Genomic DNA, 26,466 nt, shown 5'->3' on the forward strand with positions numbered 1-26,466 from the left:
ATGCCCAGCTTGTGATGAGATTTCTGTGGCAGAACGGGAGGTCTGAGGCCTGGAATTGTTTTCCCCGAGACTTGGCTCCGCACTATTCAATACCGCTTTTGCGCTGAACTACGCATAGACTGTGGAAATGTCTACATCGTCCTCTCGCCCTGACTCGCCCGAACGCCGCCTGCGTCGCATGAAGCGCAGCGCATTGGCTTTGCTGGCGCTGACTATCTGCCTGTTCCTGCTAAGCCACGCCATGATGCGGCAGGGCGAGGCGGCGCCCATTGCCGGATTTTGGCCCTGGTTGCGTGCCTTTAGTGAGGCCGCCACCGTCGGTGCGTTGGCAGACTGGTTTGCCGTCGTGGCCTTGTTCCGCCACCCGCTGGGCCTGCCGTTTCCACATACTGCGATTATTCCCAACAAGAAAAACAGCCTGGGTGAAAGCCTGGGCGTCTTTGTACGCGACCACTTTCTGGACTCCGCCATGTTGCTGGAAAAGCTGCGCAGCCTGGACCCGGCCGCGCGTTTGGGGCAGTGGCTGTCGCAACCTGAACAAAGCGAACGTGTCAGCCGTGCCTTGCAAACCGCCATGGGCGAGGCTCTGCGCTTGCTGGACGAGCGCAGCGTTAAACAAGCACTGACCGATGGCGTACGTGGCTACTTGATGCGGGTGGACATGGCCAGTTCCAGTTCCCAGATTCTGGGGCTGCTGACGCGCAATGCCCGACACCAGCGCCTGCTGGACGAAGTCTTGCAGCAATTGGGTGGCTATTTGTCCAACGAGGCAGTCAAACAGCGTGTGGCTGATGTATTGGTGCGCTACGCTCAGCGGGAGTGGCCCAAGCTGCTGGCCATGGTCGGGGTAGTGACCTCGGTAGACGAGTTGTCGGGCAAGATGGCCGACCGTCTGGCGCGGGCTCTGGTGGATGAAGTGCAAACCATTTTGAGCGAGCCCGAGCACCCCTTGCGCAAGGATTACGAGCAATGGGTACACGACTATATTCAGCGCCTGGGTCAGGACCCGGACTTGATGGAGCAGGTAGAGGCGATCAAGCAGCGCTTTTTGCACCATAAAGATGTGGGTGAGTACATTGATGGCGTCTGGACGGACGTCATGCGTGTTGTACGCAATGATCTGGCCAAAGAGGATTCGTCTGTGGCGGCCCATCTGCGTCAGGTGGCGCAGGATTTGGGGACACGCTTGAATACGGATGCGACGCTGCGTGAAACCTTGAATGAACACATGCTGTCCGCAGCAGCGGGCCTGGCCGAGCAACTACGTGAAGGGGCCAAAGACCATATCTCGCGCACCGTGCGTCAATGGGATGACAGGCAACTGGTGCGCGAGCTGGAACTGACCGTAGGCACGGATCTGCAATACATACGCTTTAATGGCACGGTGGTTGGCGGTTTGGTTGGCGTAGGCCTGCACGCGATTCTGTTACTGGGTTTGGTTTAAAAAGAGCCTGCCAGATCAGCGTCCTGTCAGCACCTTGGCCGTGCTTGGAAAACAGGGCAGAGCATTTCTGATCAGGGTTAGCTGAATCCGCTGCCTTATCGAGGCAGGAGTAGGGGGGCGGGGCAGCGAGACGCTCAGCGCTTTGCCCCCACGGCTTTCTTATCAGGCAACTTTCAGCAAGGGAACTGGCTCCTGGGTGGCATTCGGGTCGGGGGCGTAGGTAGAACGGCCAGTCGACCCCGTATTCAGAAGCTGGATGGACAGTTTCAGCTCTTGTGCCTGACGGCTGAGCTCATGCACTGTCACTCCCAAATTTCGAGCCAGATCGGCGTTGTCATTGGTATCGCTGTCCATGGTGGAGACAGCGTCGTTAATCTGCGCCAAACCGCTGGCTTGCTCATTGGAGGCCGTGGAGATTTCGCTGATCAGATGCGTCACATCGGAGACGGACTGCATGATTTCATCCATGGTAGAACCGGCCCGTTTGGCATGGTGGGCGCCGGTTGCCATGCGCTTCAAGGAGTCTTCCACCAGGTTCTTGATTTCCCCGGCGGCCTGCGCACTTTTCTGCGCCAGACTGCGTACTTCACCGGCCACGACCGCAAACCCTTTGCCAGCCTCGCCCGCACGGGCGGATTCCACGGCGGCGTTCAGTGCCAGAATATTTGTCTGAAACGCCAGCCCTTCAATAATCGACACAATATCGCCAATGCGCTCGGAGCTATTGTGGATGTCCTGCATGGTGCTGACCATGTCCTGCACCACTTCGCCCCCACGCCTTGCGGTAGACAGGCTCTGGTCGGCCAGTTGATTGGCCAGCCTGGCATTGTCCGCTGTCTGCTGCACATTCATGGTCAGCTGCTCCATATTGGCAGCCGTGCGCTGCAAGGAGCCGGATTGGGCGGCGGTACGGTGGGATAACTGGCGGTTGCCGTCCTCAATTTGTGTGGACACATCCAGCGAGGCCTGTATGCCCTGATGTACATCGCGGGCAAGGCTCAGCAGGCTCTTGCGCATCATGTCCATATAGAAATACAGCTGTGCAATTTCCTGGCTACGGGTGTGTTGCGGGTTCAGGTCGATCAGCAGATTGCCCGTCGCAATTTGTTGAGCAATATGGGTGGCACTGTGCAGGGGCTGCATCATGCGCTGGGTCACGATCCAGCCGTAGGCCAAGGTGGCCAGACTGAGCACTCCCAGCGAGGCCAGCCCGGCGGTCAGATAGGTGCCGGATGCACCACTGCCCAATAACAAACCGACGCTCAAGGTTACCAGGCTGCCCGTCAGAATCCCGAAGCGTAGCAAGCTGGCGCGCAGGCTGCGGTTCAAGGGTTGGAGCAGGGTATTCAGGGCAGAGCGCCAACCTCTGGCTTGCAACTGGCCTTCATGCAGACGAAAGCCGCGCAACCCTTGCTGCTGGATGGAGTGGTACAAATATTCTGCTTCCTTGATCTCTTTGGGCTGGGCGCGTACCCGTACCGAGGCATAGCCATTGACGCGGCCATTTTCTATTAAAGGAATGACGCGGGCCTTCACCCAGTAAAAGCCGCCGTCTTTGCGGCGGTTCTTGATCAGCCCCGACCAGGATCGTTGTTGCTTGAGGGTCTGCCATAAATCCTGAAAAATCACGGCCGGCATGTGGGGGTGACGCACGATATTGTGGGGCGCCCCGATCAGCTCATCATGGCTGTAGCCGCTAACCTCGATAAAGACCGGATTGGCGTAGATGATGCGCCCCTTCAGGTCTGTTTTGGAGATTAAATAGGTTTTTTCGGGTACCTGTGTTTCATGAGACGTAATGGCTTGGTTTTCACGCATGATCTGGCCCTGTTAAAGACGTAGGCGGAAAAGGACAGATCATTATGTTGCATATTGACTCAATTTTGTTACCTGGTATTTGTATTAGAGTCTAAATGTGTCAAGGTAGTGACAAGCAAAATCCAGGGTTTCAGAGCAAGGTTCCCGTGATCTACTCCCTTGATTTTATTATTAATTATTATTTTCAAGTATTCCGGGTATCAAAACCGATCCCGGAATTATTGTTTTGTCTAGCTGTCAGTTTTATCAGGATCAGCAGAGCCGCTGCCGATCCTGATTTTATGGTTTAGCGGCGAATCGCTTCCAGGCGGGCATTCGCTGTTTTGGCACTTTGAGCCTGAAAGGGCTGCGTGTTCTGGTAGGACAGTACCTGCATGGTGGGAGCCTTGCTCAACTGAGCCAAAGCAGGAGCACTTTGGTTGGAATCGACAGAGCCGGTATTCAAGGCCTTGATGGCATCGGCCAGCTCGGAGGCTTCGGAGGCCAGGTCGCTCATGGTGTTGCCCAGATCCTGTACCAGGGCGGCATTCTGCTGGGTGACCCCATCCATCTTGGCCATCGCTTCGTTGATCTGATCCAGACCGCTGGCCTGCTCGATCGACGCGGTGGAGATCTCGCCAATAATATCCGTGACACGTTTTACCGAGTCCACGACCTCACCCATGGTGGCGCCTGCGCGGGCAGCTTGTTCGGCACCCACGGCCATACGGCTTACCGAGGCATCAATCAGGTTCTTGATCTCGCCAGCAGCTTGGGAACTCTTCTGGGCCAGACTGCGCACTTCACCGGCCACCACCGCAAAGCCACGGCCAGCCTCACCGGCACGGGCCGATTCCACCGCCGCGTTCAGCGCCAGAATATTGGTCTGGAAGGCAATGCCTTCAATGACGGTGACGATATCGCCAATGCGGCGCGAGCTGTCGTGAATGCCTTGCATGGTCTGCACCACTTCATTGACCACTTCGCCGCCACGCTGAGCAATCTGCATACTGGCATCGGCCAACTGGCTGGCCTGATTGGCGTTATCGGCGTTCTGACGCACGGTTACCGTCAGCTCTTCCATGCTGGCGGCGGTCTCCTGCAAGGACGCAGCCTGATCTTCGGTGCGCGATGCCAGATTGGTATTGTTGACTTCCAGAATGCGGGCCGCATGGATAGAGGCATCAATCCCGGTGCGAGCATCACTGGCAATTCCCACCAGACTCTTGCGCATCAAATCCAGACAGAAGTAGAGCTGACCAATTTCCGAATTGCTTTCGCTGGAGTTGATGTCAATATCCAGCTGCAAGTTGCCGGTGGCAATTTGCTGGGCGATCAGGGAGGCCTGGTCCAGAGGGCGGATCACACGCTGGGCGATCAGCCAGCCGTAACCCATCATCACGGCACTGGCCAGGCACAAACCACCAGTCAGCCACAAACCCGAGCCTTGAGGTACGCCACCTGTCAGGGCGAAGTACAGGGCGGTGCCGGTCGTGGCCAAAGCCAGGGCGCCCATACGGAACAGGCTGGCACGCAAGGAATTGCTGAAAGGGCGGCGCAACTGACTCAAGGCCTTGCGCCAGCCGGTAGGCACAGCACGGCCTTCATGCAGGCGCACACCTTTGGCGCGGCCTTCATTAATGGCGGCGTACAGGCTTTCGGCCTCGTCGATCTGTTCCTGACTGGGTTTTACGCGCACCGAAGCATAGCCAGCGACGGTGCCATTTTCGTAAATAGGCACCGCCATGGCGTACACCCAGTAAAAACCACCGTCTTTGCGGCGATTCTTTACCACGCCCATCCAGGGGCGTTTGTTTTGCAAGGTGTCCCAGAAGTCCTGGAAGGCCTCGGGCGGCATGTCGGGGTGACGGACCAGGTTATGGGCCTTGCCAACCAGCTCCTCACGGGTGAAGCCACTGATCGCAATAAAGGCTGCATTCGCGTAGGTGATCCGACCTTTCAGGTCAGTTTTTGAAATAAGGTACTGATCGGCCCGGACGCGAACCTCGTCCTGGGTAATGGGGAAATTCTTACGCATTCATCATCCTGGAGGAGAACAACAAAGGGGACGCGGGGGGCCGTCAAGCCCGCATGGGCCATGCAAAAACGGGGCATAGGCTTCTGTCTGTCCGTAATCGACCTGAATTGTCAGAAACCTTCTATTTTTGCGAATGGCGGAGCAGAACAAAGCGTGAAACTGTTGTCTGATCCGGCCTCTGACTGAGCGCTTGCTTGTCATTTATGGCAAACACATACAGTTCGAACGCTTAACGGCAGGCAGGTGAATTTCTTTAGGCTTAGATGTTCATGGGTCATAATTTGATCATCTGAAAATAAGGTACCCACTGTATTTTCGGATAGCGCCCCTGCCGCCCGCCGGAGCAGGGCGGGCCTCGCTTATAATCCGCCAGATGCGCGCTGGCGCGATTCAGAAGGAGAATATGTGATCGATACGCAGGAACCTGTAGTCAGTGCTGAACTGGTGGCTGTTTTAGTAGCTGTCAGCGACGGCGAGCCCCGTGTCTTGACCACGGACGCCGGCCAAGCCTTGCCCGCCGGGCCGTTTCAGCACACGCACCGTTCTTTGCAAACGGGGCTGCGCGATTGGGTGGAAACCCAAACCCATCACCCGGTGGGATATGTGGAGCAGCTGTATACCTTTGCAGACAGGGACCGTTTTGACGCGCAGGGCACGCGTATTGTGTCGGTCAGCTATGTCGGGCTGACGCGTGAAGTGGGCCAGCCGGATGTAGCCCAGGTGATCTGGCAGGACTGCTACCGCTACTTCCCGTGGGAAGACCGACGCGATGGTGCACCGGACATTATTCAGAAAACCATCGTGCCTGCCTTGCTGGACTGGTGCGAGCAGGACGAATCCTTGCGGGCCTTGCGCCGCCAGCGCGTCAATTACAGCTTTGGCCTGGAAGGGGCGATCTGGAACGAGGACTTTGTTTTGCAGCGTTACGAGCTGCTGTATGAAGCGGGCTTGTTGCCCGAGTCCTGTCGCCGTCGCCAGCGTGAACAGCAAGAGCTGGGCAAGCATTACGAGCTGGGCCTGGGCATGCGTCACGATCATCGCCGTATTCTGGCCACTGGCTTGGCACGTCTACGCGCCAAAATCAAATACCGTCCTGTTGTGTTTGAACTGATGCCGCCAGAATTTACCTTGCTGCAATTGCAGCAGGCCGTGGAAGCCCTGGCAGGGCGGGGACTGCATAAGCAGAACTTTCGCCGTTTGATTGAACAGCAAGCCCTGGTGGAAGAAACCGGCGCCATGAGTGTGGGTGGTTCAGGCCGACCCGCCAAATTGTTTCGCTTTCGTGGAGACGTTTTGTTTGAACGGGCCATCTCGGGCAGTAAATTGCCGCTGGCGAAACAAGCGCGTTAAAAAGCGGGCCTATGGCTTGACAGTGCTTATGCTCAGGAATAGCATAAATGCACCGTGCCATTAGGCCTTATTTTTAGCGATTTAAATACTCATAATGAGCATAATTAATGCCCCCGAGCCGACAGCGCAAGCTGCAGAGACACGAGCTCACCGTATTCCTTCCTTGCCCGACGTCATCCTGGAACCCTTGGTGCGCGCCACCTTGCAAGAAGACTTGGGTCGCGCTGGTGATCTGACGACGGACTCCATCGTTCCCGCAGCAACGCGCACGCAAATGCGCCTGGTGGCCCGCGAGGATGGTGTGTTGGCTGGCCTGGATCTGGCTCGTCTGGCCTTTACCTTGCTGGACCCTACGTTGCGCTTTGAGGCTCAACTGCAAGATGGCGATGTCCTGACTCCGGGGGCGCAGATTGCGTTCATTAGTGGCTCGGCCCGTTCCATGCTGACGGCAGAGCGCTGCGCCTTGAATTTCCTGGGGCATTTAAGTGGCGTGGCATCGGCTACTGCCTCCATTGCCCGCGCGATTGCGCCTTACGGCACTAAAGTCACTTGCACCCGTAAAACCATGCCTGGCCTGCGCGCTGTGCAGAAATACGCAGTTCGAGTCGGGGGCGGCAGCAACCATCGCTTTGGTCTGGATGACGCGGTACTGATCAAAGACAATCACATTGCCGTTGCCGGGGGCGTCAAAGCCGCCGTGGAAGCAGCTCGTGCTTATATTGGCCATCTGGTTTGCATTGAGGTGGAAGTCGATACCCTGGAGCAGCTGGATGAAGTGCTGGAACTGGGTGTGGACAGCATTCTTCTGGACAATATGGACACCGCAACCTTGACCGAGGCCGTGGCCCGCGTCGCAGGCCGAGCCAAAACAGAAGCCTCTGGTCGTATCACTCCGAAAACAGCCGTAGAAATAGCCCGTTGCGGTGTAGACCGAATCGCAGTGGGCTGGATTACGCACAGTGCCCGTGTGCTGGATATTGGTCTGGACGCTTGAGTAGAGAAACGTGTTATCTGTAATGGCGGGTTTTCAGGTGGGGAAGCGGGCGGCAGCAGCCACCTTGCTGGGAATGGTGGCGCTAGGCTTGGGTAATCCAGCGGCGCAGGCAAGGGAGGTGGCAGTCGAGCAGGCTGTGAAATATCCCCTCAAGCCGATTACCGTGATCGTCACCTTTCCGCCTGGCGGCGGGACCGACTTGCTGGCCCGCAAACTGGGCCCCCGGCTGGAAAGAGCGCTGGGCCAACCCGTTATTATCGACAACCGACCTGGTGCCAGCGGCAATATTGGTGCGCGGGCGGTAGCTTATGCCCGCGCTGACGGCTACACCTTGCTGATGGCCAATAGCTCTTTTGCCATCAATCCTGGCGTATTTCGTAACCTGGGCTTCAAACCCAAAGAAGACTTTGCGCCGATTGCGAATATAGGATTTGTGCCCTCCGTGATCGTGACCGGACACGGGTCGGATATTCAGAATCTGGAACAAGTTCTGGAGCAGCAGTCCGAACCGGCCTTGGCTTATGCGTCCTGCGGAAATGGCACTCCTCAGCATCTGGCCGGAGAGATGCTCTATGACTTGCGAGGCACGGCCTTGCTGCATATCCCGTATCGCGGCTGCGGCCCCGCTTTGAACGATGTGGTCGCAGGCCAGGTGCCTTTAGGCATTGTGACCTTGTCCAGCGCGGCTACCTTGATCGAGTCAGGACACTTGCGCGCCTTGGCCGTCACCTCTGCCCAACGCAGCCCCGTTCTGCCTAAAGTGCCAACCGTGGCTGAAGTCAGTCATAGTGATTTCGAGCTGGACCAATGGCACGGCCTGTTGGCTCCGTCTCACACGCCTGAACACATTATCAATACGCTGAACCGCGTCGTGCAAAAAGCCCTGACGGACCCGGCCATGCAATCGCAATTGCTGGCATTGGGTTATACGCCGCAAGAAGGCAATGAATCAGCACAAGCCAGTGGCTTCAAGGCCATGATCTGGAACGACATCGACCGATTTGGGGCCTTGGCTTACAAGATTGGTTTGCAGGTGGATTAGGGCGGGTAGGGCCCTGCTTTGCGGACTCGTTGACTCCTGGAACGCAAGCGACGGGTTTTCCTCTGATGGTGTTCCGGCACCCGCAGGCATCAGATCATGCGGCAATATGCCCAGTTTCTATATGAATCTTATTGGTCCCTCAGACAGTTTGAGGCCCAGGCAGCGGTTTGGGCTTACCTGGGCCAATATCTATAGAGAGACGAGGGGCCGATAACTGAGCTTGTGTCTGTCTGACAGTTGGTCAGTCGATTGTGAACTGACAGACAAGCCCAGCTTCTATTTAGAAGAAGCTGTCTTCACTGGGCGCCTCAGGAACAGGCTGGGTCGCAAACCAGTGTTTTTCCAGTAGCAGGGTATGCGTCAAACCATCCTTGCTGCAGTTGGAATCGATCTCGATCTGGCCGCGCTGGCTGCCGCCCGCATTGAAATTATCGGCCTCTACTTCGGCAGCGGCGATATAAGCCTGCAGGTTCAGATCAGGCTGACCACGATCCAGAACAAACTGACGAATCGCTTCAGTGCCTAACTCATTAAGGGTGTAGGTGTAGTTCATGGTGTGCTCCTGATAGAGGGCCTTGAGAATATGCAGCCATAGATCCAAATCCTAGCACAGGGTAAAAGGAGCCGTGTGCTTCGAGGCACTGTACTGCGCGATGTAAGCCTTCCCTCTAGCTAACCATGTGAGTGACAAGCAGACAGATGGCGTTGCAGCGGAAGGCGTACTGTCGAGTACTCGAACGCCACGATACCAGCGTGGCTAAGCCCAGAGTTTTGCCGTGCAGTTGCCAGGGGATCACCAGCTAGATCCCCCGCAGCCTTTATGAGCTAACTGACCATGCCTGGAGTGGCGAGAATCAGGTCCCTCATTGCTTGGTGGTAACGGACATAGCCGGTACAGCGGCAGATATGGTTTTGTAAACCTTCCGATACTTTGGCTTCAACTTGTTCACGTGAAACCGGCTGCTTTTGCAGGGACTCGTACAGCACAATTCCCGCATTTACAAAGCCGGGGGTGCAGTAACCACACTGAAAGGCAAAGTGCTCCAAAAAGGCTTGTTGTACAGGGTGCAGTTGCGTGACCTTGTCCTGTGCATCCCGCTGGGCATGGGCCTCGATCGTGCGTATTTTTTTGCCCTCAAAGTAACTGGCTGGCGTGATGCACGTTTGTATTTCTTCGCTACGCCCGTCCGGGTGATCCACGATGACAACGCAAGCATGGCAAATCCCCATTCCGCAGCCCAAATGCGTGCCGGTCAGCCCTGCATGCTCATGCAGAAAGTCGATCATGGGCAGATCTGGGCTGACGTCCATTGTTTGCAAGTCCACCCGATTAATGTTGAGGTGTAAGGTCTTAGTGGGGCTGCTCATGCCAAGCGCTCCTTGATTTTTTCTGCGGTCACAGGCAGTTCACGAAAGAACTGTCCTGTAGCGTGGTTAACACCGCTGACAGCGGCAGCAATGATGGGAATCATCACCACTTCGGCAATTCCCTTGGGAGAGTCCGTCTCGGAAATCTGGTCCAGTAGTTCGAAACTGGTGTTCCAGACGGCCACATCCTTGGCGCGAGGTAGGCGATAGCGGTGAAAATTCCAGGAGCCATCGCCGGGGCCACCTTCGTGCAGCGGTAGATCCTCGAACCAGGCCTGACCCAATCCCATGGCTAGCCCCCCCTCGGCCTGACTCATGACTAGTTGGGGCACGATGGGCTTGCCGCAGTCGATCCACGTATGTGCTGACAATAAGGTCTGCTCACCACTTTTGCTGTCGATCTCCACTTCCGTTAACACGCCAACGGCGGAGTAATACAGGTAACCGCCTCGACGACGTGACACAGGCGGGTAGCTGATATTGCGACGCTCCAGTCGCTGGTAGCCATTACGCGCCTTGGCCTGTTCGGTCTTGGTTCCTGCTCCATGGCGCAGTGCCAGCCCATCCAGCGGCAGTCGCAGGTTTTGGCCAGCTACCTCAAAGTCGGCCTCGGCCCACTGGTAGCGGTTAAACGCATGCAGCACAACACCGGTAACCAGGCCCAGCTCGTGGGCGCGCTTGGCCAGTTGTGGCAGCGTGAGGGGTTCCAGGCCTCCGGTGCTGAGCAGGCCATCGTCGGTCCAGCTGGCGTCTTCAGGGCGTACGGTCAAGGGGGCGATTTGACCACCACCGTAACCTTCCCCCCAGATGGACAGGGCGGCTGGCCATAGTCCATACAGAAACAGCAAGCGAGCCGCCTCCGAGGTGCCGTGAGAACCAAAGTAGGAGGAGCTGCTGGCGTAGGAGCCGGAGGATAGAACCGGTGTCCAGCGTGGATTGGCTTGATGCTTGTCTTGATCAGGCTGTTTTAAGGTGTAGGGGTTGTGAGTAGCCTGCATATCCAGCTCGGGCCAGTCAAGATGTGAAGCCTTTACCGTGTGTGCAGCGCGGCCAACCCACTTGGCACAGATCACTGCTTGGGACGTTGCCGAGCCCGTACCAATTTCTACCGTAGAGGTGCGAAGGTGGACTTGCCCTTGCTCATCAATTTCGATACCAGAATGGTCTCCTTGCGCGCCGGTGCCATAGTTTTTCATAACACAGGCAAAGCCCACGCCATACAGCTTGCCTGGGTTGCTGGCTTCAAACTCTTTCTTTTTCTTGTCCCGCCCGGTCCACAATGGATGTTGATGTGCTTTTTCTAAAATCTCCCGGGCACGCAGGGAGCCCGCCGGAATCCCTCCTTCCATATTTTTCTGACCGCTGCGCATGACGTTCTTGAGGCGCAATTCGATGGGGTCCATGTTCAGGCGAGCAGCTGCTTCGTCCAACATCAGTTCCATGGCCGTCATGGTCTGTCCCTTGCCATAACCACGCATGGAGCCTGCCTCCACCGCGCGCGAGGCCAGTGCAATTCCCCAGGAGTCGCTCTTGGGCAGATAGTAAATACCCTGTGCGCTTTGTGCACCGCCTGTGGTGACCGCCCAGCTGCACGTAGCCCTGCCCCCACCGTCCGTGATGCTAAAGCTCTGGTACTGCATGATCTTGCCGCTCTTTTTGTCGATAGCAATGCGGTTGTTCATGCGGTTGGAGTGTCGTTTTTGACCAGCTTGAAACTGCTCAAAGCGGTCATTGGCTAGCCGTACGGGCATATTGTCTGCAAACAGGGCAGCAACAACTCCGTAGTGGTTGAAAGCGCTGTGCTCCTTGACCCCGTAACCTGTGGCCGTACAGGGGTGGACAATGATGTTCTCCAAACCAAATTGGGATGCGGCCACTATGCCCGCAGCTTCTGCACCATCCGCCCCCGGGGTTTGGGAGCCGACCACCATTTGCAGCTCTTTGTTTTTGTTGTCATACCAGCAATTGATGCACTCCGGTTCTAAAGGGGCGCCGTCGATCGATTGGGAGTAGTACTCACCATCGAACACGAGCCAATCATCAGGCGCTTGGTCGAAACGTTCTTGCATCGCTTCGCTCAAGGCGATGGCCTTCGCTGTATTGGTGTTTCCCTTGCTGGACGGCCATACAGGTGAGTTTCCCTGAATTTTTTCCGGAAAAACGACTCCGTCCTTCATGCTGGAGAATATATCGTCGGCCCCTGGCGTATCGCCCTCTACACGGATATAGCGTGCTCCACCATAGGCATCTATTTCCCTGAAGCCTGTCTTGTCCCCATACTTCAGCACGGCGGATCTCTTGCTGGCATTTTTAGCGCGGCGGTAGCGATCAAAGTCTTTGTAGATCAAGATGGCGACCGGGTGCCCTAAAAAGCGTGCCGTCTTACCGGTGGCCAATAGCATCTCGTCGTTGTAGTAGTCAGGCAGTTCCAGTTGTGCCTTGGCGAGGTCTTGGGCCTGGATCAATATATCGGGCTGTAGGTCGGCACCTAGTGCTTCCAGGTCCAAGCCGATGTAACGATGATCAGCCTGAGCGGCGCGCAGGATAAAGGCGTGAGCCTGATGCTCTGGCCAACCGGGCATATCTTTGGCGCGAATATCACGCACAAAAAATTTGCTGCCGGTGACTTGTCGCGTACCGTCAATCTTGAAGGGTACTTGTCGCTCTACGCTGTTCCAGGGCGTAGGTCGGGAGTCTTGTTCTCCCAGAAGTGTGGCCTGTGCCGTTTTGGGTAAAAAAGGCGCCATATAAATGGATACGCCGGATACGACACTAAATTTTAGGAACTGTCGCCGATTAAAAGGCGCTGTGCTCATGCAGGACCTCCGGATAATAAAAGATACGTCGCGATATTGAGAGCAACACTCCGCCTTCAGATGCGTAGTCGTACAGCATCGTTGAGCGTGGCTGATGATAGGGACGTGTTAGAACCCGAAGTTGGGCTTTTGGCCAAATTTCATATGTGTGTCTCCGAATCTTCGCTATTAGGTAGGACCTCGCTTCGCTTTTTTGTAGATGGCGTAGCGGGACCTGATTATTTTTTAGTTAGCTGGCTAGCTTCATAGGCATGAAGCATTTCTGATAGTGGCGGAGAATATCTGAAAATAGCGTGATAATGGTTATATTGTTTATGTTATGTTGATTTTTATTGTTGTAAATCAGTTGCTTATGGGAGCGCTTGTTGTTGCTGGTGTTTCTACTTATGCAGGTTTAAATGGTTCTTGGGTGTGGTTTTAAAGTCCTGACTCTACGGTCCTGGTGTGTCGGCTGTCTCCATGTGGACTAAAAAGCCAGCCCAATGGGCTGGCTCGATGCACTGATAAGAAGAAAATCTAGAAGCTGCCAAAAATCGTACCCAACGTAATCACGGTGATCAGCGCAAAGATAGGGGCAGCCATTGTCACCATGGCGATATTGCCATAGGACTGACGGTGGTTCAGCTTGCAGATGGACAGCAAGGTAATGATCGCGCCGCAATGGGGCAGGGTATCCAGACCGCCCGCTGCCATCACCGCCACTCGGTGCAGCAGTTCAGGGCTGATGCCAGCTTGCTGAGCCATCGCCAAATAATCCGAACCCAACGTCTGCAAGGCAATACTCAAACCACCTGAAGACGAGCCTGTAATCCCGGCCAATGTCGTCATGGCGACTGCTTCCGAGATCAGTGGATTGCCAGGAGCCACGTTCAACACAAAGTCCCGAATAATCGCAAAGCCTGCCAGGCTGGCAATTACCGCGCCGTAACCAACTTCAGAGGCGGTATTGAACAAAGGCAGCATGAAACCAAATACGCCTTTATTGATGCTCTCGCGCAGACTCTTCCAGTGACCCAAGCGGCTGATGATCAGCACCAGGTTCGCGGTAATCAAGGCAATAATCAGCGCCCACAGACCCGTAATCTTGGCTGGATCAACCTGAGGGAAGCGCTCGGCCATGAACTCGAAGTTCGTGCCGGGGAAAATCCCATAAGTGAACAAGGCATTGACGCCAATCACCAGAATCAGCGGCAAGATAGCCAGGAAGATAGGCATGGGTTTCTGACCATGCGTACTGTGATCGTCGCTGGCATCAAAATGATCCTGACCGTGGTCGCCATAGCCTTCGCCATTCGCAATAGCTTTGCGCGCACGCGACTGCAGCCACCACAAGCCACCCAAAGCCATGATCAAACCACCAATAATCCCCAGCCCCGGTGCAGCAAACACGTTAGTGCCGTAATAAGGAATAGGAATCGCGTTCTGAATGGCAGGCGTGCCAGGCAGAGCCGTCATGGTGAAGGTAAAGGAGCCCAAAGCAATCGACGCGGGAATCAGACGCTTGGGGATGCCTGCGGCGCGAAACAGATCCTTGGCGATCGGATAGATGGCAAAGGCCACCACGAACAAGGACACACCACCATAAGTCAGTACGCCGCACACCATCACAATGGTGGCAATAGCATGACGATGCCCCAGCTTGCGCGTGATCCACTGAGCAATCGCCTGAGCCGCTCCGGAGTCCGCCATCAACTGACCAAACAAGGCACCTAACAAGAAGATCGGCAAGAACTGAAGCACATAGCCGCTAAGCGCGCTCATGAAGGTGGAAGTATAGATGGGCAACAAAAACCCGGAGTCCCCCGAGAGCAGCACAGCCAGGGCGGCCATCAAGGGGGCCAGCAACAGAACCGTCACCCCCCGATAAGCGAAGAACATCAGCAGCAAAAGCGAGACAACAATAGCAAGCGTACTGGCCATAAACAAAGTTCCTGTGGAAAGTCCGGATCACGGACGTCAGTCAATTAACAAGGACGGATCAAACGCCAAGCAGGCAGTGTAGCAATAGGGGATGACAAACAGGCTTGATAGGGCGCAAGGAGGAGGAGTAGCAGGGAATGGCTAGTGTGTTTACTTTTTGTATCATTTGATTGAGTGGCCGGAACCGGCATTGAAGAAGGGAAGCTCAATGAATACAAGGGCTTAGCGTTTTCATAGGAGAGAATCATCAAAAAGATGAAAAAAGATCGAGATAAGTGCTTGCTAAAAGACGAAACCTTGCTATAATTTCTTCTTCGGCGCATTAGCTCAGCAGGTTAGAGCGACGGAATCATAATCCGCAGGTCCCCTGTTCGAATCAGGGATGCGCCACCAGAATTATCCTTGTTTATCAAGGTTTTAAAGCCGCCTTCTTAGGCGGCTTTTTTCTTGCCTGCTGTTTGCTGTGACCTAAACGTGACGTGATTGGCGTACTGTGCCAGATGGCCTGCATCCAAGTGGGCGTACTTCTTCACCATGTCCAGCGTCTCCCAGCCGCCAAGCTCTTTTAATACAAAGAGCGGGGTGCCGTTCTGAACATGCCAGCTTGCCCAGGTATGCCGCAGATCGTGAAAGCGGAAGTCTCGTAGCCCAACCTCTTTCATTGCCGCAGTAAATGCTCTGCGGTCGATCTGTTCAATTTGTGATCCAGCCCACACCCGAGAGAACACCAGACTGGCATGGGTGCCTATCCTGCGCTGAACCACCTCCACGGCATGCTCGTTCAATGGGACCGCTCGTGCACGGCCCGACTTGGCCAAGTCATTCGTGACCCAGGCCAGACTCCTATCCAGATCCACCTTATCCCAGGTTAGCGAGAAGATTTCTGCAGCTCGGCAGCCTGTGGCTAAAGCAAACTCGCAAGCGTCTCGCACCCAATCCAATCGGATAGCGTTAAGAAATTGATCGGCTTTTGCCTGGGTAAGCCAGCGCACACGTACGGCAGCTTCCCTGGCCATTTGCAGCTTTGGTTTGCGGTCAATCCATCCTGCATCTGCGGCCAGAGACAGAATCCGCGTCATGCTGGCCAGATAGCGATTCTGAGTCGCTGGCTTCAGTTTTGTTGCCGGGCTCCCCCCATAGGTGCGGTGAGTGGGCAGCCCGTTCATAATGTCGTCAGTGGTTAAAGAGCAAATGGAGCGGCCACCGAATACTGTTAGCCAGTACTTCACGTGACGCACTTTGGTCCGGTAATCTTTCTGGCCTTGGCTGGCATTTAGGAATTGCACGCAGGCCTCTTCAAAACTACGCTTCGCCTGTTCACCGAAATGGTGCTGGCGCCAGAGATCGGCTTTCAGTCGGTCGTGGAACTCCTGCGCGGCTGCTTTATCGGTTGTCCCAGTAGAGCGCCTAACTCTTTGGCCACCTGGTGCTGTGATGTCAACCCACCAGTAGCCGGATTGTTTGTGTTTGCGAATAGACATTGTTTCTCCTGTCCATGTCGCAGCGATAATCGGATCAGATTGTTGCGCGGCTGTCCGAGTGCTGCAAGTGTTTCGGGCCAAACGCGCCAAACCCGAGAGCCAGGTAGTCGAAATCCTATGGCGCGGCGCTTCATAAATACGGTGTGATATGACAGGCCGAGCTGGTCTGCCACTTGCTGTAGGGTCAGCGCACGTCCTATGTCCATACGTCCTCCCAAGAAAAACCCGGCACAAGGCCGGGCAGGTTCCATTCTTTAGCTGTCACGGCGATCATGGCCGTGATTGTGTCGGTCACTGAGCTGGCCCCTTTGTGATCAGCTTCACGCGCAACTTTCTATGCTTGGGCTTGGGTTTTCGTGCAAGCCAGAGAGCCATCAAGTAAGCGAGAATGACGGCCATCATGAATCCAATACCTGGCAGGAAGCCATCTAGGAACTTGTTGAGCATCACCAGCCACTGAAACTCGTAGCCGAATGCGGTGAATGTCATGCCTGCTCCTTACGGGCTGCGATTCGATAGACCCCTTGGCGTTTTGGTATGCGGGTGATTAGACCGGCTTTGGCTAGCTTGAATAACTCCATACTCACAGCCTGCCGTTTCTTGATCTGACCAGTTGATCGGTAAATGTCGATCATGATTTGATCGATGCTTGCAATCTCTCGCTGACGTATGCTGGAAATGACTGGGTTTTCCGTCTGGGCAATTGCTTTTTTGCTGAGCTGGGCCAGCAGCTCCGGCGGAAGTCCTTCAATGTCTTTTTTCTTAAGCATTGCTATGCTCCTTACGGGCTGCGTCGATGGCGTCGTCAAAATGACCCGCTACGCTGCCTTTCATGGGGTTGCTTAGCGGCGTCGGCAGGTTGTCATAGTGGAATGACCAAGACTTCCGGCCAGTGGCGTTGCTCGCGTAGACCTTTGCCCTTATGAGCCTATACCGCTCGGCATCCACCTTGTCGGCGTCCTGCTGGGCGAGTGCGGCGCGGGCACGCTTTCCGCCGTCAGCGTCAAGTGCCTGCCGTGCAGTGTCGCCAGGGCTTCCAATCTTGCGGCATCCAGCCACCTGCTCGGCGTACCAAGACAGCGCTTCAGACCAATCAGCACCGCTTACAGGTTGCTGCGCTGCCTGCAAGTTTCGCAATGCCTGCACCAGCTCATAGTGTGTTTGTGCGGCTTCGTCACACGATTGCCCATGCGGCTTCCCTTGCTCCTGGATGAGCGCCGACTCAACACGGGCATCGGCCCAGGCAACCGCTTTGGCAAAAATTACGGATGCGTGACCTTGCAAATCGAGGTGGTTGTCAACCGGCTTTCCTTGCATTTCGGGTGATCTGTCAACCTGCTGCGTCTGGGCGCCAATCAACTCTTGAAGCTGTCCCAGCTTTTGAGCGCCTTCTTTGATGCGCTTGGCCTCTTTGCTCGGTGTTACCTCATACTCATAGTGCCGCTGCGCTGCCGCAATAACGGTTGACCATTTAATACCCACACCAAACCGACCGTTGCCTACCTTCGCGGGCTTGTCGAGCGTCGGCTCTTTCGCCTGGGCGGCAACGGGGGCGGAAGTCGCCTCCGCATCCAGCATGATCGCGCCCTCGTCGGGATAGTCCGTGCAGTAACAGTAATAGCCGCCACCCGCTGGACCATCGGCAAACGAAATTGTCAGTTCGCATTCCAATTGCTGTGGATCGGTGCCGCGGTCGGGGGCGATGAAATCCAGAGCCTGGAGCAGCTGAGCGCCGTTCAGGGTCACAACCGGCTCCGCGCTCATAGGGGCTTTCATGTCCAGAAGCTCTCTATCCGCTGCTAAAGAGCGCACGATCTGGAGCATAACTTCTTCTGATTCTTTGTCGCTCGCTTGTAGTGTCATTTTCGTTTCCCTATGAGTTGCGGGTAATTAGGATTGGGGCCGGCTTTTGAGGTAACGGGGATGAATGCGCGTGTTCCGTATACCTGGGCTGCGCGGGCGAGGTTGAACGCTTCTTGCGGGGTAGAGCGTGCCTGGTTGTGTGGGTGGGTGTTCATGGTTTTTCCTTCGTGTCAGCCGCATAACCGATCATGCTGACCAGACAAATGGTTCCGCAGGTGGTGGCAGCGTTGAAGATCAGATAACTCATTTGGGATAAGTGCTTCTCTGCCAGTGCTGCGATAGCCACGCAGCCTAGGATCAGGGTGGCTTCTTTGATAAAGCTGCAGGTAAAGGTGGTGACTTGTCTCACGGCCTGGCCTCCCATCCGTTCTCACCCCAGGCCACACAAGAGCGTTCCAGCTCATGGCACAGGGATGCATATCCGTTATTGAAATGACCGTGATGCTTGGATTTGTGCAGCAGAATCCGAGGCGTGGGGTCATGGCGAAGGGTAAAAAATTGCCCCGGTTCGATGTGTCGAAGCCGGGGCAGGGGTTTGTTGCCTTTGTGGCGTGTGTGCAGTTCTTCACTGAGGGCCATGTGGCGCTCCTGATTTTCGATATGCTTTGGTTGCATCCCAGGCGATGGCGTGGCCGCGCTTTCTGGCTGCGGCGCTTACCCTCGCTCTGTCTCTGTGCCCGTCGCTGTGCCGCATAAGCCCCAGATAGCTGTTGATCGTTTCCAGCGACCTCTCAGCGGGAATGGTTTCTATGCGATTCAGTGCAGTGCGAACAGAGCGACGGCGCACCTGACGCCGCCAGGGCTTGATAACGTGACCAGCGAAGTCCACGCCTCTGTTGATGGGTTGAAGGATTGTCTTGGTAGGGTTGAGTTGCAGGCCCAAGGTCGGCAAATACTCATTGATGCTTGCCAGGGCGCCATTAAGCCACTGAGGTGAGTCATGTAAAAGAACGAAGTCATCGACATAACGCACGTAGTGCTTGCATCGAATGCGGTGTTTGACATGTTGGTCCAGCCCATCGAGCAGCACGTTTGCAAAGAACTGGCTGCTCAAGTTACCAATGGGTAACCCATGGTGCCGTGGTGCAGTCATCAGGCGCTTGTGTGGTGGAACGAGCTGCAGCAACGCCTGCTCCCCGCGTATCTCCACGTTGTTGCGTGGGTCGTGAAACAAGATCAGCTTGGCCAGCATGCGCCACCAGCGTTCTGGGATGTGCTTGGCGAGCATCGGCCAGACCACTCGTTTGTCGATGCTCACGAAAAAGTTGGCCAAGTCACATTTCAGATAGAAGCCCGGCTTACTCCAGTTCTGCGTCTGGCCCCTGATTTTGGATTCAAGCCGTTGAGCGGCGTACAGAGTTCCTCGGCCAGGGATGCAAGCACTGGAGTCGGCAATAAAGTGCCGGTAAAACCGTTCCGAGATCTGGTTATAGAGCAGGTGGTGCACAATCCGATCACGGAAATCAGCCGCCCACACCTCTCGCGGCTTGGGCCGTGTAATAACAAAGCAGATGGACCGGCCTGGGCTGTAAGCCCCGGTCACCAGATCATCATGTAGCTCCAGCAAGTTGCGCTCCAGATCCCGCTCAAACATAAGGGCGCTTGCTGTGTTGCGTTTCAAGCGTCGGCAGGTGAAATACGCCTGCACCAGCAACTCGAACGAATAGCCAGTATCCATAGAAGATCTCGGTTCAGTTTGCGGAAAGGGCGGACACGGAACTCGTTGTTTCGATTGTTGTTGTTCACATTTCCGTTCTCGAAATCGACCGCCCAGGTTCATTCGAGCTATTCACATCGGCCCAGCGAGACTTTGGCTCATTGAGCGGACTGCGCAGGATCACCCCGACTACTGCCGTCGATATCCTTGTTGCGCCTGGCGGTGGGCTTGTGGCCCAGCGGCTCGACCAGATTGATTGGCGCGTTGTCCGGTCTGCCTTGGCAAACCGGCGTCAAGCGCAAGTTCCGAGTGTTTCTGCCATCCGGTAGCTTGCTTACCGACGCTATCCGTGAGGGCTATGGCTTGGGCATACTGCCCGCGTGAAATAAGACGTAGGTCCACTGACAGCCGCAATGACAGATTCACCGCCTCAACTTCCTGGCGCATTTTGCGCAGAATGTCGGCCCGCTCGTCTGAGGTGTTTGCCTCATAAACCCGCATGACCAGATCCATGCAGCGGCGGCGCAGTTCCGCGCCGAAATCCGCCTTGTAGTTCCTGGGCATGTTGGAGACCAATTGAGTGACGAGCTGACACAGTGAGTAAGTGGCTTTGTATATTGCGGTGTCGGTGTGAAGTGCCATGCCTTTACTGCGGGCTGGCGCCCGCTAAATAGTTAAATGGATGAATCGACAATGCTGCGGAAAGGGCGGACACGGAACTCGCAGTCGCGATCGTAGTAGATCACATCCCCGAGCTCGAAATCGACCGCCCAGGGCCAGTTATGATGCTCAGATCGGGACCAGTAAATGCTGTCCCAGCCCTCGCGCACGAACTGCTCTGGTGCATTGATGTAGGCCAGCATCAGATCCTCTTGTTCTGGGGCTCGCCAGTCAGCGTGGCCGTTAATCTCGCCTGCGTCTGCAACTGCTTTATCGACGTTCTTGAACTCGACCTTTTCAATGTCGGATTCGACGCCATCGGCAACGATAATGTGATGGGCTACCCCATCGATCAGACGCTTGCCAATGTAAACGCCGCCTTGCTCGGGCCAGACTTGTCCGAGAGCTGGGGCGCGGGAAATGGTTTCAGTGGTGCTCATTGGGTGGCTCCTGTGCCGGTGTAAAGGGGTAAAGCGTTAAATGGCGAATCTGCGGAAAGGGCGGACACGGAACTCGATGCCTCGATCGTTGTAGCTCACATTCCCGTCCTCGAAAGCGACCGCCCAGGGATACGAACCGCGTAGGCTGCTGGTCCAGTACCAGCTCGATTTCTCGAACAGGTCTGGCACGTTTGCCAGGGCAATCATCATTTCGCGCCGGGAGGGCAGATAGAAATCACAATGGCCGTCTGCCTCGTAATCGCTGGCCAGCTTGGCGGCAGGGTATTTGTCACGCAGGGTGTTGGTATTGCTCAGTCCGTCCCAGTCGGACAGATCAAGTCTGCCGTCAGGCCCCCAGGCTGCGGTCCCGACATCCTTGGGTTGAGAGATGATCAGGCCATACAGAACGCCGTCATCGCCTTGGATGTCACCGGCATAGATACCGCCCTGGCCTGCCAGGTATTCACCGATCTTGCGGCGACCTGGGGCGGGCGCAGTTGTTTGTTTCAAGCTACTGATCAGTTTCTCGGCTACGGTATGGGTAGGTAGCGCGAGCATGGCTCCGCCACCCAAATCGAATTGGAGTGTGTTCATTTCTTGGTATTCCTTGGTTTGTGGCTGCTGTGGTGGGCTACTTGATATTCAGGCGAACGCCTTGAACGATTCGAGCGCCTGGAACTTCAGCGCCATCTTTGATGGCCTGGGCGATCAGCTTCTTGTCTGGCTGAGGGGCTGGTGGAGCAGGGGCCGTCAAGAAAAATGAAGGGATCTGCCGTTCATCGAAAATATCAACGCTGGGCGGGTTCTTTGCGATGCTGATACTAAAGAGAGGGGCGTCTATCCGCTCGATTTCGCTTGCCACCATGTTATCCAGGAGATACTTCCGGATGGCGGTGGCTTTGCCAGTCCGTGATTTCTTTAACTCCTGAAGCCGCTTGATTTCGGCGTCGATGGCTGGCACATCTGCTTCAAGCATCCGGGCCACCATTTCGCAGCCCTGTGCTTTTTCAGAGATTTGTGCTGGCAGCCCTGTTGATTCGATGGTGTCAGCTATCGTTTGGACATCAAAGTCTCGCTCGGCAAGAAGGTGGGCGAGTGCCTGATACTCCGATGTGAGTTTGTACAGTGCGGGTGCGCTCATAGTTGACCTCTAAAAAGGAATGTCATCATCCATGTCCGCTAAAGAGCCAGCGGCTTGTTGTGGAGCTTGCTGGGCGCGCTGTTGTTGACCGCGGCCCGTCGCTTCGGCGTAGTTGTTGCGAGCTTGGCCTGGTTGTCCGGCCTGGCTGCCGTGGCTTGGCTCATCACCGTCACGGCCGCCTAGCATTTGCATTTGCTCGGCAATGATTTCAGTGGTGAATTTGTCCTGGCCATCCTGACCCGTCCATTTACGGGTGCGCAGGCGACCTTCTACGTAAACGGGACGGCCTTTACGCAGGTACTCACCCGCGATTTCAGCCAGACGGTTGTAGAGCACCACACGGTGCCATTCAGTTTCCTCACGGCGCTCGCCGGAGGTACGGTCTTTCCACTGCGAAGTCGTGGCAATGGAAATATTGCAGATGGGTGAGCCTTCTGCGCTGTAACGTACTTCTGGGTCACGACCAAGATTGCCTACCAGAATGACTTTGTTGACTGATGCCATGGCTATGCGGCCTTTTTGAGTTCTTTCATGCGTTGATCGAAGGTTGGCTTTGCTGCCCGTTTTTGTTCGGCGCTGAGCCCATTCATTGCCCGGACAAGATCAGGCACTGTTTGGGCAGAGGCCAGGGCAGAGATATCACCGTCAGTTTCTGCTGCATCGTTGGCTGGCGCCGATTGTCGATTCTGCGCTGGCTGCTGGCGAGGCTGCTTGTCGTGCTCGTTGGTGGCATCTGCGTCTTTCGTGTCGTCGATTAGCAGAAGCCCATTCAAGGCATATTTCCGCGCATAGCTGCTGGTACTGCCTGTGATCTGAGAATCGTCCATGCCTTTTTTGGTCAGGGCCTCTCGGGCGAACGCAGTAGCACTGACGCTTTCTTGGCCGTTGCTGATCGTTGCGGTAGCCTTCACGTACACACGATCACCAGTGAGGACAATGTCGTCAGACACAATCAGGGTTACGCCTTCGGGAAGAAGGGGTTTTACCGCCGCCTGGATGTCCTCGCAGCTTCGGTATTTGTAGCCCCCGAAACTATTGAATTGGCTTTTTGGGGCATTCAGGGTTTTCTGTACTGTTGACAGAATGCTGTGAATATTCACGTTCTTTCTCCTTATTGGAGGCCAGCGGCAGCGCCAAGCCTGGCGAACACGCCGATGAAGATAAAAACTACGAGGGCAGCGCCTACCCAGGCCTTGAGCGGGATCTTGCTGCTATTTGGTGCGTAGCATCCCCGTCCGTCGAATTGATTGCGGCGGCGAGTGCGGGGGAAGCCGGGGTTTTGGCTATGAGGCATTCGTTTTCTCCTTTCGCCGTTCGCGCAGCATAGCTGTGACCATCCGGGCGCTTTCTCCCCACGTTGTGTAATGTTCGGGAGCGTTGTTCCGGTCATATACGATCAATGGGTCTTTGCGACCAGCGTGACGCATACGCAGGACTTCGTACCCGCCTTTGAGCGGCTCAGCTAGCCAGCCGCGTTTTTCGCAGAACGCCTTAAGTTCGGGAAGCTTTGTTTTGTGTAAGGTGGATCGGCTACGCGCCATTTGGTTCTCCCGATAGGGCGGCGCGGCCTTTTGGCTGCGGTCGCAGATCGTATTCGCGCAGCACTTTCATCGCTCTGGCCTTCCGCCTTGGCGAGTGACTGCGCATGTTTTCCAGTGTTTGCCGGGCCTCTTTTGTTCCGTACTGGAAAAGCTCGACACCTAATTCGCAACATGTGACGGCAACTGCAGCCATGCCCGTCCCGACATCGACATAATGAAAAGGGTCGCGCTTGCAGAATGGGCAGGTAATCATGGCTGTCTCCAGATACTGATTACTTCTGAAATTAGGTAAGCAAAGCCCATGCAGCCAAAAACGATGGCTAGCGCTGTGACGATGACGAGAGTGAAAGCAGCCAGGTCTAGCACGGCAGCGCCTCCAGCTCTTGGGCTGTCATCGCGTCGTGGCTTGCGTCGGCCCAACTCAGAATCAGAGCGTTGATGTGGGCGTTCAGGCCGTTGGCGTAAACCGGGTCATTGGTGAGCATGGCTTTCAGGAAAGGGCCGATTGCGGCTGATTTCTCGTATGCAATAAGCTGGTCGCTCATTACTTCCAGCAGATCGGCGCGGCTTTTGAGGTTGGGAAGGTCGGGGCGGCCCCAAGACATCAGCACCGCCTGGGACTTTCCGATCAAACAATCTTTGATCTGCCGTGCAATAACTTCGCGGCGGCGCTCCGCCAGCTCGTACGCGCATACCTCGCGTTCTGCGATAGCGTTCATGTTTAGCTCCGGGGGATTGCGCCGCGTCCGGCGCCATTGAAAGAGGGGAGGGTTAGCCTGCGTCTGCCGCCTTCACTGACATCTGCGCAAATGCAGGTATTGGCGGGTTCCGGGGTTCTATGCCCTCTGATAGCAGCCCTTGATCGGATAAAGCACCGTTACTCGGACTTCACACGTATGGAGGGGGTTAGGGTTTGCTGCCGTCGCTAACACGGCAACCAAGGGCCGCTATCAGAGGGTGCCGGTTACGTCTCCGGCGCGGGCTCACACCGCCGTCTTGCTTAATCCCCATTAGCTGGGGCTGCCTCCGTTCGTCGGCTTTCGCATAGTGAACGGTCATACCCTATTTGATGGTGGCCAGTGCTGATCCTGGCCTGCTCTGCTATGTGAGAGCGCTGGTCGGCGAAGCCGGAGCGTTTAGGCATGCCTGCCGTTCTTCCTCGTCTCCCTCGCCACTTCAACTGCTGCGCATCAGCCTGCGCATTCACCATCATCAAGGCGGGCCGGGCTTGATACCGGCTCGGTAAAGGCTGCGCTCTGCGACCTCCCAGCGCTACCCGGCTCCACACATAAGGTCCGGACGGTGTAGTGTGCTCCGCTTGCCAGCGCGTGTCCTTCCACGCCGCCGCCTTGATGATGCCCCTCATAAGAAGGGCTGCCTGAGCCTGGGTGATGCTTATCCCAGCTTTGCAGGCGTTGATGGGTCTTTGTCATGCTTGCCCGGAAAGTCGCTGGGCCAGCGCATGGGTTTTGGGTTATTCATTTATGGCTCCTTTAGCTGTGCTCTTGTAGTCTTAAGTCCTTGATCAATTCATTTCTTTGAGAGCGCCTGGCTCTTTCTCCGGAGAAGGATGGAAACGATGACAGCGAGTGAAAAATTAACAATAGCTATGGCGGCGATAGCGACGCTTATTGCGGCAGGCCAATTGGCTATCATGTTGAAAAGCGCCCAAACAAGTAAAAAGAGAGTCAAAACCCGGTGGGCCAGAAGTGTTTTTCTATCCATGATTAATGCTGTTATTGCGCTGGTCTTGGGGGTTTCCATGCTCATCGTTTTTTTCTCCGATCAAGCTGACATCGACAGGCAGCAAATAGGTGCTTTAGTTCTGGGCCTACTGTTATTGATTGAGTCAGTCGCATTGTTTTCGTTAGCTCTGTGTCGGATTTGCATCGACACTGCTAAAAGGGACCTCGCGGAGTCAGAAAGACGGATTCTCGCCACTATTAATTTGCACTCCACGAGATAAAAGTCATCCGGCGCGGCTCTCAATGAAACCCGCCTCGGATAACTCCTGCCCCTGCGAGATGCCACGACGCTCGGGGCAGGCTGCCGACTTGCACGGCACATCCCGGTTGGGCCGGGAAGGTTGCTCGGTTCCGTAAATGTTGCGGTACGGTTTCCTGACCGTCCCCTACCAACTTCTTCAGGGGAGCGCCGGACCCCACGCCTGTTAAAGGCCTCGCGCCAATCGTGGGAATGTATCTATCCGGTTTTTTCTGCCGTCTTTTTGCCAGGGCATACGCAGCGCGTTTCCCTCTGTTCACCAGGCGCACCTACACCTCACGGCAGTGCGCAGCGTCTTTCGTGTGCCGTTATTCACCAATCCGTAGGACTGGTGTGGACCACACTGCTGATTTTTAAAGAGCCTCCGCCGAAGCGGGCGCAGCCTTTGCTGCTGGCGCTCTCTCTGACTGCCTTGGTTGGCCTTTGGCCTAAACCGGCTGTTTGGTGAAGCGTTGAATGAATCTTAGCAAACTAAGATTTAAGAAGTCAACGAGAATTTTAGATAACTAAGATTTTGGGTGAAAAAAAACCGCCCTGGGGCGGCGTTCTAAGTAAGAGTGTTTGTGCCCTGATGTCCCCTCAAAATCGGGGGGGGCAGTAGCTAAGGTTTAGTTCATCTCAAGCTGCACGAACATATTCCATTCATCGATAGCATCTTCGGCAGCCATTCGATGGTTTCTTATAGCGTCTTCCTGTTCTTCGACAAACTCTGCGATACAGATTTTATATTGCTGGACGGCGTCATTAAAGGTGTTCAGCTCCCATTGGCTTGAGAACTGAAAGGGTTTGTATGGTTTGATGCAATAGTGGTCAGGCTGAAACACGTCAGCTAAAGAAGAGGTGGATAAAGTCAGGAGAGCTAGTAGCACCATTTTTTTCATTTTTCATACTATCCTGGCAGGAGTTAAAG

At 55.5% G+C, this 26,466-nt stretch carries 26 protein-coding genes and 1 tRNA gene; 5 read left to right on the plus strand and 22 right to left on the minus strand.

Features of this window, described 5'->3' with window-relative positions:
- Nucleotides 1-127 precede the first annotated feature (127 nt).
- Nucleotides 128-1,444 (plus strand): DUF445 domain-containing protein, encoded by a 1,317-nt coding sequence (locus tag NIZ92_RS06385; RefSeq protein WP_035269137.1) that lies wholly within the window; start codon nt 128-130, stop codon nt 1,442-1,444.
- Between the two features lie 162 nt (nt 1,445-1,606).
- Here NIZ92_RS06385 and NIZ92_RS06390 read toward each other — a convergent pair whose 3' ends face one another.
- Complete coding sequence (locus NIZ92_RS06390; protein WP_021446811.1) at nt 1,607-3,262, minus strand: methyl-accepting chemotaxis protein; 1,656 nt, start codon at nt 3,260-3,262, stop codon at nt 1,607-1,609.
- A 286-nt stretch (nt 3,263-3,548) separates the two neighbouring features.
- Nucleotides 3,549-5,279: a PAS domain-containing methyl-accepting chemotaxis protein gene (locus NIZ92_RS06395; RefSeq protein ID WP_035269140.1), complete on the minus strand. Its 1,731-nt coding sequence runs from the start codon at nt 5,277-5,279 to the stop codon at nt 3,549-3,551.
- A gap of 405 nt (nt 5,280-5,684) precedes the next feature.
- Between NIZ92_RS06395 and NIZ92_RS06400 the strand changes: the two genes are divergently transcribed.
- The 3 genes from NIZ92_RS06400 to NIZ92_RS06410 all read left to right on the plus strand — a co-directional run bounded on the left by NIZ92_RS06400 (nt 5,685) and on the right by NIZ92_RS06410 (nt 8,665).
- Nucleotides 5,685-6,629 (plus strand): membrane protein, encoded by a 945-nt coding sequence (locus NIZ92_RS06400; RefSeq protein ID WP_035269142.1) that lies wholly within the window; start codon nt 5,685-5,687, stop codon nt 6,627-6,629.
- 94 nt (nt 6,630-6,723) lie between these two features.
- The gene (gene nadC, locus NIZ92_RS06405; protein ID WP_254002876.1) at nt 6,724-7,623 is read left to right on the plus strand and encodes a carboxylating nicotinate-nucleotide diphosphorylase; all 900 of its coding nucleotides are present in this window, start codon (nt 6,724-6,726) and stop codon (nt 7,621-7,623) included.
- A gap of 22 nt (nt 7,624-7,645) precedes the next feature.
- Nucleotides 7,646-8,665: a tripartite tricarboxylate transporter substrate binding protein gene (locus tag NIZ92_RS06410; RefSeq protein ID WP_203145897.1), complete on the plus strand. Its 1,020-nt coding sequence runs from the start codon at nt 7,646-7,648 to the stop codon at nt 8,663-8,665.
- A 280-nt stretch (nt 8,666-8,945) separates the two neighbouring features.
- Here the strand turns inward: NIZ92_RS06410 and NIZ92_RS06415 are convergent, their stop codons facing one another.
- The 4 genes from NIZ92_RS06415 to NIZ92_RS06430 all read right to left on the minus strand — a co-directional run bounded on the left by NIZ92_RS06415 (nt 8,946) and on the right by NIZ92_RS06430 (nt 14,769).
- A complete protein-coding gene (locus NIZ92_RS06415) occupies nt 8,946-9,218 on the minus strand; it encodes a hypothetical protein (RefSeq protein WP_009458345.1) in 273 nt (90 codons plus the stop codon).
- 272 nt (nt 9,219-9,490) lie between these two features.
- Entirely contained in the window at nt 9,491-10,033 is a 543-nt protein-coding gene (locus NIZ92_RS06420) for a (2Fe-2S)-binding protein (RefSeq protein WP_009458347.1), read from the minus strand.
- Nucleotides 10,030-12,849, minus strand: a complete 2,820-nt coding sequence (locus NIZ92_RS06425; protein WP_254002877.1) for a xanthine dehydrogenase family protein molybdopterin-binding subunit — start codon at nt 12,847-12,849, stop codon at nt 10,030-10,032. Before NIZ92_RS06425 ends, NIZ92_RS06420 begins: the two co-directional genes overlap by 4 nt.
- A gap of 516 nt (nt 12,850-13,365) precedes the next feature.
- Nucleotides 13,366-14,769, minus strand: coding sequence for a GntP family permease (locus NIZ92_RS06430; RefSeq protein ID WP_035269147.1), 1,404 nt, complete (start codon nt 14,767-14,769; stop codon nt 13,366-13,368).
- Between the two features lie 316 nt (nt 14,770-15,085).
- Between NIZ92_RS06430 and NIZ92_RS06435 the strand changes: the two genes are divergently transcribed.
- Nucleotides 15,086-15,162, plus strand: a tRNA-Met gene (locus NIZ92_RS06435).
- 38 nt (nt 15,163-15,200) lie between these two features.
- On the opposite strand, the gene NIZ92_RS06440 is transcribed toward NIZ92_RS06435, so the two are convergent.
- The 16 genes from NIZ92_RS06440 to NIZ92_RS06515 all read right to left on the minus strand — a co-directional run bounded on the left by NIZ92_RS06440 (nt 15,201) and on the right by NIZ92_RS06515 (nt 26,437).
- The gene (locus NIZ92_RS06440) at nt 15,201-16,250 is read right to left on the minus strand and encodes a site-specific integrase (RefSeq protein ID WP_254002878.1); all 1,050 of its coding nucleotides are present in this window, start codon (nt 16,248-16,250) and stop codon (nt 15,201-15,203) included.
- A gap of 291 nt (nt 16,251-16,541) precedes the next feature.
- Nucleotides 16,542-16,739, minus strand: coding sequence for a hypothetical protein (locus NIZ92_RS06445; protein WP_254002879.1), 198 nt, complete (start codon nt 16,737-16,739; stop codon nt 16,542-16,544).
- Complete coding sequence (locus tag NIZ92_RS06450; RefSeq protein WP_254002880.1) at nt 16,736-17,020, minus strand: hypothetical protein; 285 nt, start codon at nt 17,018-17,020, stop codon at nt 16,736-16,738. The genes NIZ92_RS06445 and NIZ92_RS06450 overlap by 4 nt, the downstream gene beginning before the upstream one ends.
- On the minus strand, nt 17,013-18,113 hold the full coding sequence (locus NIZ92_RS06455) for a hypothetical protein (protein WP_254002881.1): 1,101 nt from the start codon (nt 18,111-18,113) through the stop codon (nt 17,013-17,015). Before NIZ92_RS06455 ends, NIZ92_RS06450 begins: the two co-directional genes overlap by 8 nt.
- Before the next feature lie 151 nt (nt 18,114-18,264).
- Nucleotides 18,265-18,462, minus strand: coding sequence for a hypothetical protein (locus NIZ92_RS06460; RefSeq protein ID WP_254002882.1), 198 nt, complete (start codon nt 18,460-18,462; stop codon nt 18,265-18,267).
- Nucleotides 18,463-18,678: 216 nt separating this feature from the next.
- On the minus strand, nt 18,679-19,791 hold the full coding sequence (locus NIZ92_RS06465; protein WP_254002883.1) for an RNA-directed DNA polymerase: 1,113 nt from the start codon (nt 19,789-19,791) through the stop codon (nt 18,679-18,681).
- A gap of 168 nt (nt 19,792-19,959) precedes the next feature.
- Nucleotides 19,960-20,412 carry a four helix bundle protein gene (locus NIZ92_RS06470; RefSeq protein ID WP_254002884.1) on the minus strand — a complete coding sequence of 151 codons (453 nt, stop codon included), beginning with the start codon at nt 20,410-20,412 and terminating at the stop codon, nt 19,960-19,962.
- A 32-nt stretch (nt 20,413-20,444) separates the two neighbouring features.
- Nucleotides 20,445-20,870 carry a DUF1566 domain-containing protein gene (locus NIZ92_RS06475; protein ID WP_254002885.1) on the minus strand — a complete coding sequence of 142 codons (426 nt, stop codon included), beginning with the start codon at nt 20,868-20,870 and terminating at the stop codon, nt 20,445-20,447.
- Between the two features lie 36 nt (nt 20,871-20,906).
- Nucleotides 20,907-21,464 carry a DUF1566 domain-containing protein gene (locus NIZ92_RS06480; RefSeq protein WP_254002886.1) on the minus strand — a complete coding sequence of 186 codons (558 nt, stop codon included), beginning with the start codon at nt 21,462-21,464 and terminating at the stop codon, nt 20,907-20,909.
- Between the two features lie 37 nt (nt 21,465-21,501).
- Entirely contained in the window at nt 21,502-22,011 is a 510-nt protein-coding gene (locus NIZ92_RS06485) for a siphovirus Gp157 family protein (protein WP_254002887.1), read from the minus strand.
- Between the two features lie 9 nt (nt 22,012-22,020).
- Nucleotides 22,021-22,515 carry a single-stranded DNA-binding protein gene (gene ssb / locus NIZ92_RS06490; protein ID WP_301555095.1) on the minus strand — a complete coding sequence of 165 codons (495 nt, stop codon included), beginning with the start codon at nt 22,513-22,515 and terminating at the stop codon, nt 22,021-22,023.
- Nucleotides 22,516-22,517: 2 nt separating this feature from the next.
- On the minus strand, nt 22,518-23,111 hold the full coding sequence (locus NIZ92_RS06495) for an ERF family protein (RefSeq protein ID WP_254002888.1): 594 nt from the start codon (nt 23,109-23,111) through the stop codon (nt 22,518-22,520).
- 430 nt (nt 23,112-23,541) lie between these two features.
- On the minus strand, nt 23,542-23,805 hold the full coding sequence (locus NIZ92_RS06500) for a hypothetical protein (protein ID WP_254002889.1): 264 nt from the start codon (nt 23,803-23,805) through the stop codon (nt 23,542-23,544).
- Nucleotides 23,806-23,911: 106 nt separating this feature from the next.
- On the minus strand, nt 23,912-24,271 hold the full coding sequence (locus NIZ92_RS06505) for a hypothetical protein (RefSeq protein WP_254002890.1): 360 nt from the start codon (nt 24,269-24,271) through the stop codon (nt 23,912-23,914).
- Between the two features lie 811 nt (nt 24,272-25,082).
- Nucleotides 25,083-25,322, minus strand: coding sequence for a hypothetical protein (locus tag NIZ92_RS06510; RefSeq protein WP_254002891.1), 240 nt, complete (start codon nt 25,320-25,322; stop codon nt 25,083-25,085).
- Nucleotides 25,323-26,164: 842 nt separating this feature from the next.
- Complete coding sequence (locus NIZ92_RS06515) at nt 26,165-26,437, minus strand: hypothetical protein (protein ID WP_254002892.1); 273 nt, start codon at nt 26,435-26,437, stop codon at nt 26,165-26,167.
- Between the last annotated feature and the right edge of the window lie 29 nt (nt 26,438-26,466).

This window comes from Alcaligenes sp. 1735tsa3 (genome assembly GCF_024134565.1).
Taxonomy (GTDB): Bacteria; Pseudomonadota; Gammaproteobacteria; order Burkholderiales; family Burkholderiaceae_B; genus Alcaligenes; species Alcaligenes phenolicus.

Bases quoted from the DNA above. Each gene is read 5' to 3' on its own strand.
- NIZ92_RS06385 (WP_035269137.1), top strand. From the start codon at position 128: ATGTCTACATCGTCCTCTCGCCCTGACTCGCCCGAACGCCGCCTGCGT.
- NIZ92_RS06390 (WP_021446811.1), bottom strand. From the start codon at position 3,262: ATGCGTGAAAACCAAGCCATTACGTCTCATGAAACACAGGTACCCGAA.
- NIZ92_RS06395 (WP_035269140.1), bottom strand. From the start codon at position 5,279: ATGCGTAAGAATTTCCCCATTACCCAGGACGAGGTTCGCGTCCGGGCC.
- nadC (WP_254002876.1), top strand. From the start codon at position 6,724: ATGAGCATAATTAATGCCCCCGAGCCGACAGCGCAAGCTGCAGAGACA.
- NIZ92_RS06410 (WP_203145897.1), top strand. From the start codon at position 7,646: ATGGCGGGTTTTCAGGTGGGGAAGCGGGCGGCAGCAGCCACCTTGCTG.
- NIZ92_RS06415 (WP_009458345.1), bottom strand. From the start codon at position 9,218: ATGAACTACACCTACACCCTTAATGAGTTAGGCACTGAAGCGATTCGT.
- NIZ92_RS06420 (WP_009458347.1), bottom strand. From the start codon at position 10,033: ATGAGCAGCCCCACTAAGACCTTACACCTCAACATTAATCGGGTGGAC.
- NIZ92_RS06425 (WP_254002877.1), bottom strand. From the start codon at position 12,849: ATGAGCACAGCGCCTTTTAATCGGCGACAGTTCCTAAAATTTAGTGTC.
- NIZ92_RS06430 (WP_035269147.1), bottom strand. From the start codon at position 14,769: ATGGCCAGTACGCTTGCTATTGTTGTCTCGCTTTTGCTGCTGATGTTC.
- NIZ92_RS06440 (WP_254002878.1), bottom strand. From the start codon at position 16,250: ATGTCTATTCGCAAACACAAACAATCCGGCTACTGGTGGGTTGACATC.
- NIZ92_RS06445 (WP_254002879.1), bottom strand. From the start codon at position 16,739: ATGACATTCACCGCATTCGGCTACGAGTTTCAGTGGCTGGTGATGCTC.
- NIZ92_RS06450 (WP_254002880.1), bottom strand. From the start codon at position 17,020: ATGCTTAAGAAAAAAGACATTGAAGGACTTCCGCCGGAGCTGCTGGCC.
- NIZ92_RS06455 (WP_254002881.1), bottom strand. From the start codon at position 18,113: ATGACACTACAAGCGAGCGACAAAGAATCAGAAGAAGTTATGCTCCAG.
- NIZ92_RS06465 (WP_254002883.1), bottom strand. From the start codon at position 19,791: ATGGATACTGGCTATTCGTTCGAGTTGCTGGTGCAGGCGTATTTCACC.
- NIZ92_RS06470 (WP_254002884.1), bottom strand. From the start codon at position 20,412: ATGGCACTTCACACCGACACCGCAATATACAAAGCCACTTACTCACTG.
- NIZ92_RS06475 (WP_254002885.1), bottom strand. From the start codon at position 20,870: ATGAGCACCACTGAAACCATTTCCCGCGCCCCAGCTCTCGGACAAGTC.
- NIZ92_RS06480 (WP_254002886.1), bottom strand. From the start codon at position 21,464: ATGAACACACTCCAATTCGATTTGGGTGGCGGAGCCATGCTCGCGCTA.
- NIZ92_RS06485 (WP_254002887.1), bottom strand. From the start codon at position 22,011: ATGAGCGCACCCGCACTGTACAAACTCACATCGGAGTATCAGGCACTC.
- ssb (WP_301555095.1), bottom strand. From the start codon at position 22,515: ATGGCATCAGTCAACAAAGTCATTCTGGTAGGCAATCTTGGTCGTGAC.
- NIZ92_RS06500 (WP_254002889.1), bottom strand. From the start codon at position 23,805: ATGATTACCTGCCCATTCTGCAAGCGCGACCCTTTTCATTATGTCGAT.
- NIZ92_RS06505 (WP_254002890.1), bottom strand. From the start codon at position 24,271: ATGAACGCTATCGCAGAACGCGAGGTATGCGCGTACGAGCTGGCGGAG.
- NIZ92_RS06510 (WP_254002891.1), bottom strand. From the start codon at position 25,322: ATGAGCATGGAAACCCCCAAGACCAGCGCAATAACAGCATTAATCATG.
- NIZ92_RS06515 (WP_254002892.1), bottom strand. From the start codon at position 26,437: ATGAAAAAAATGGTGCTACTAGCTCTCCTGACTTTATCCACCTCTTCT.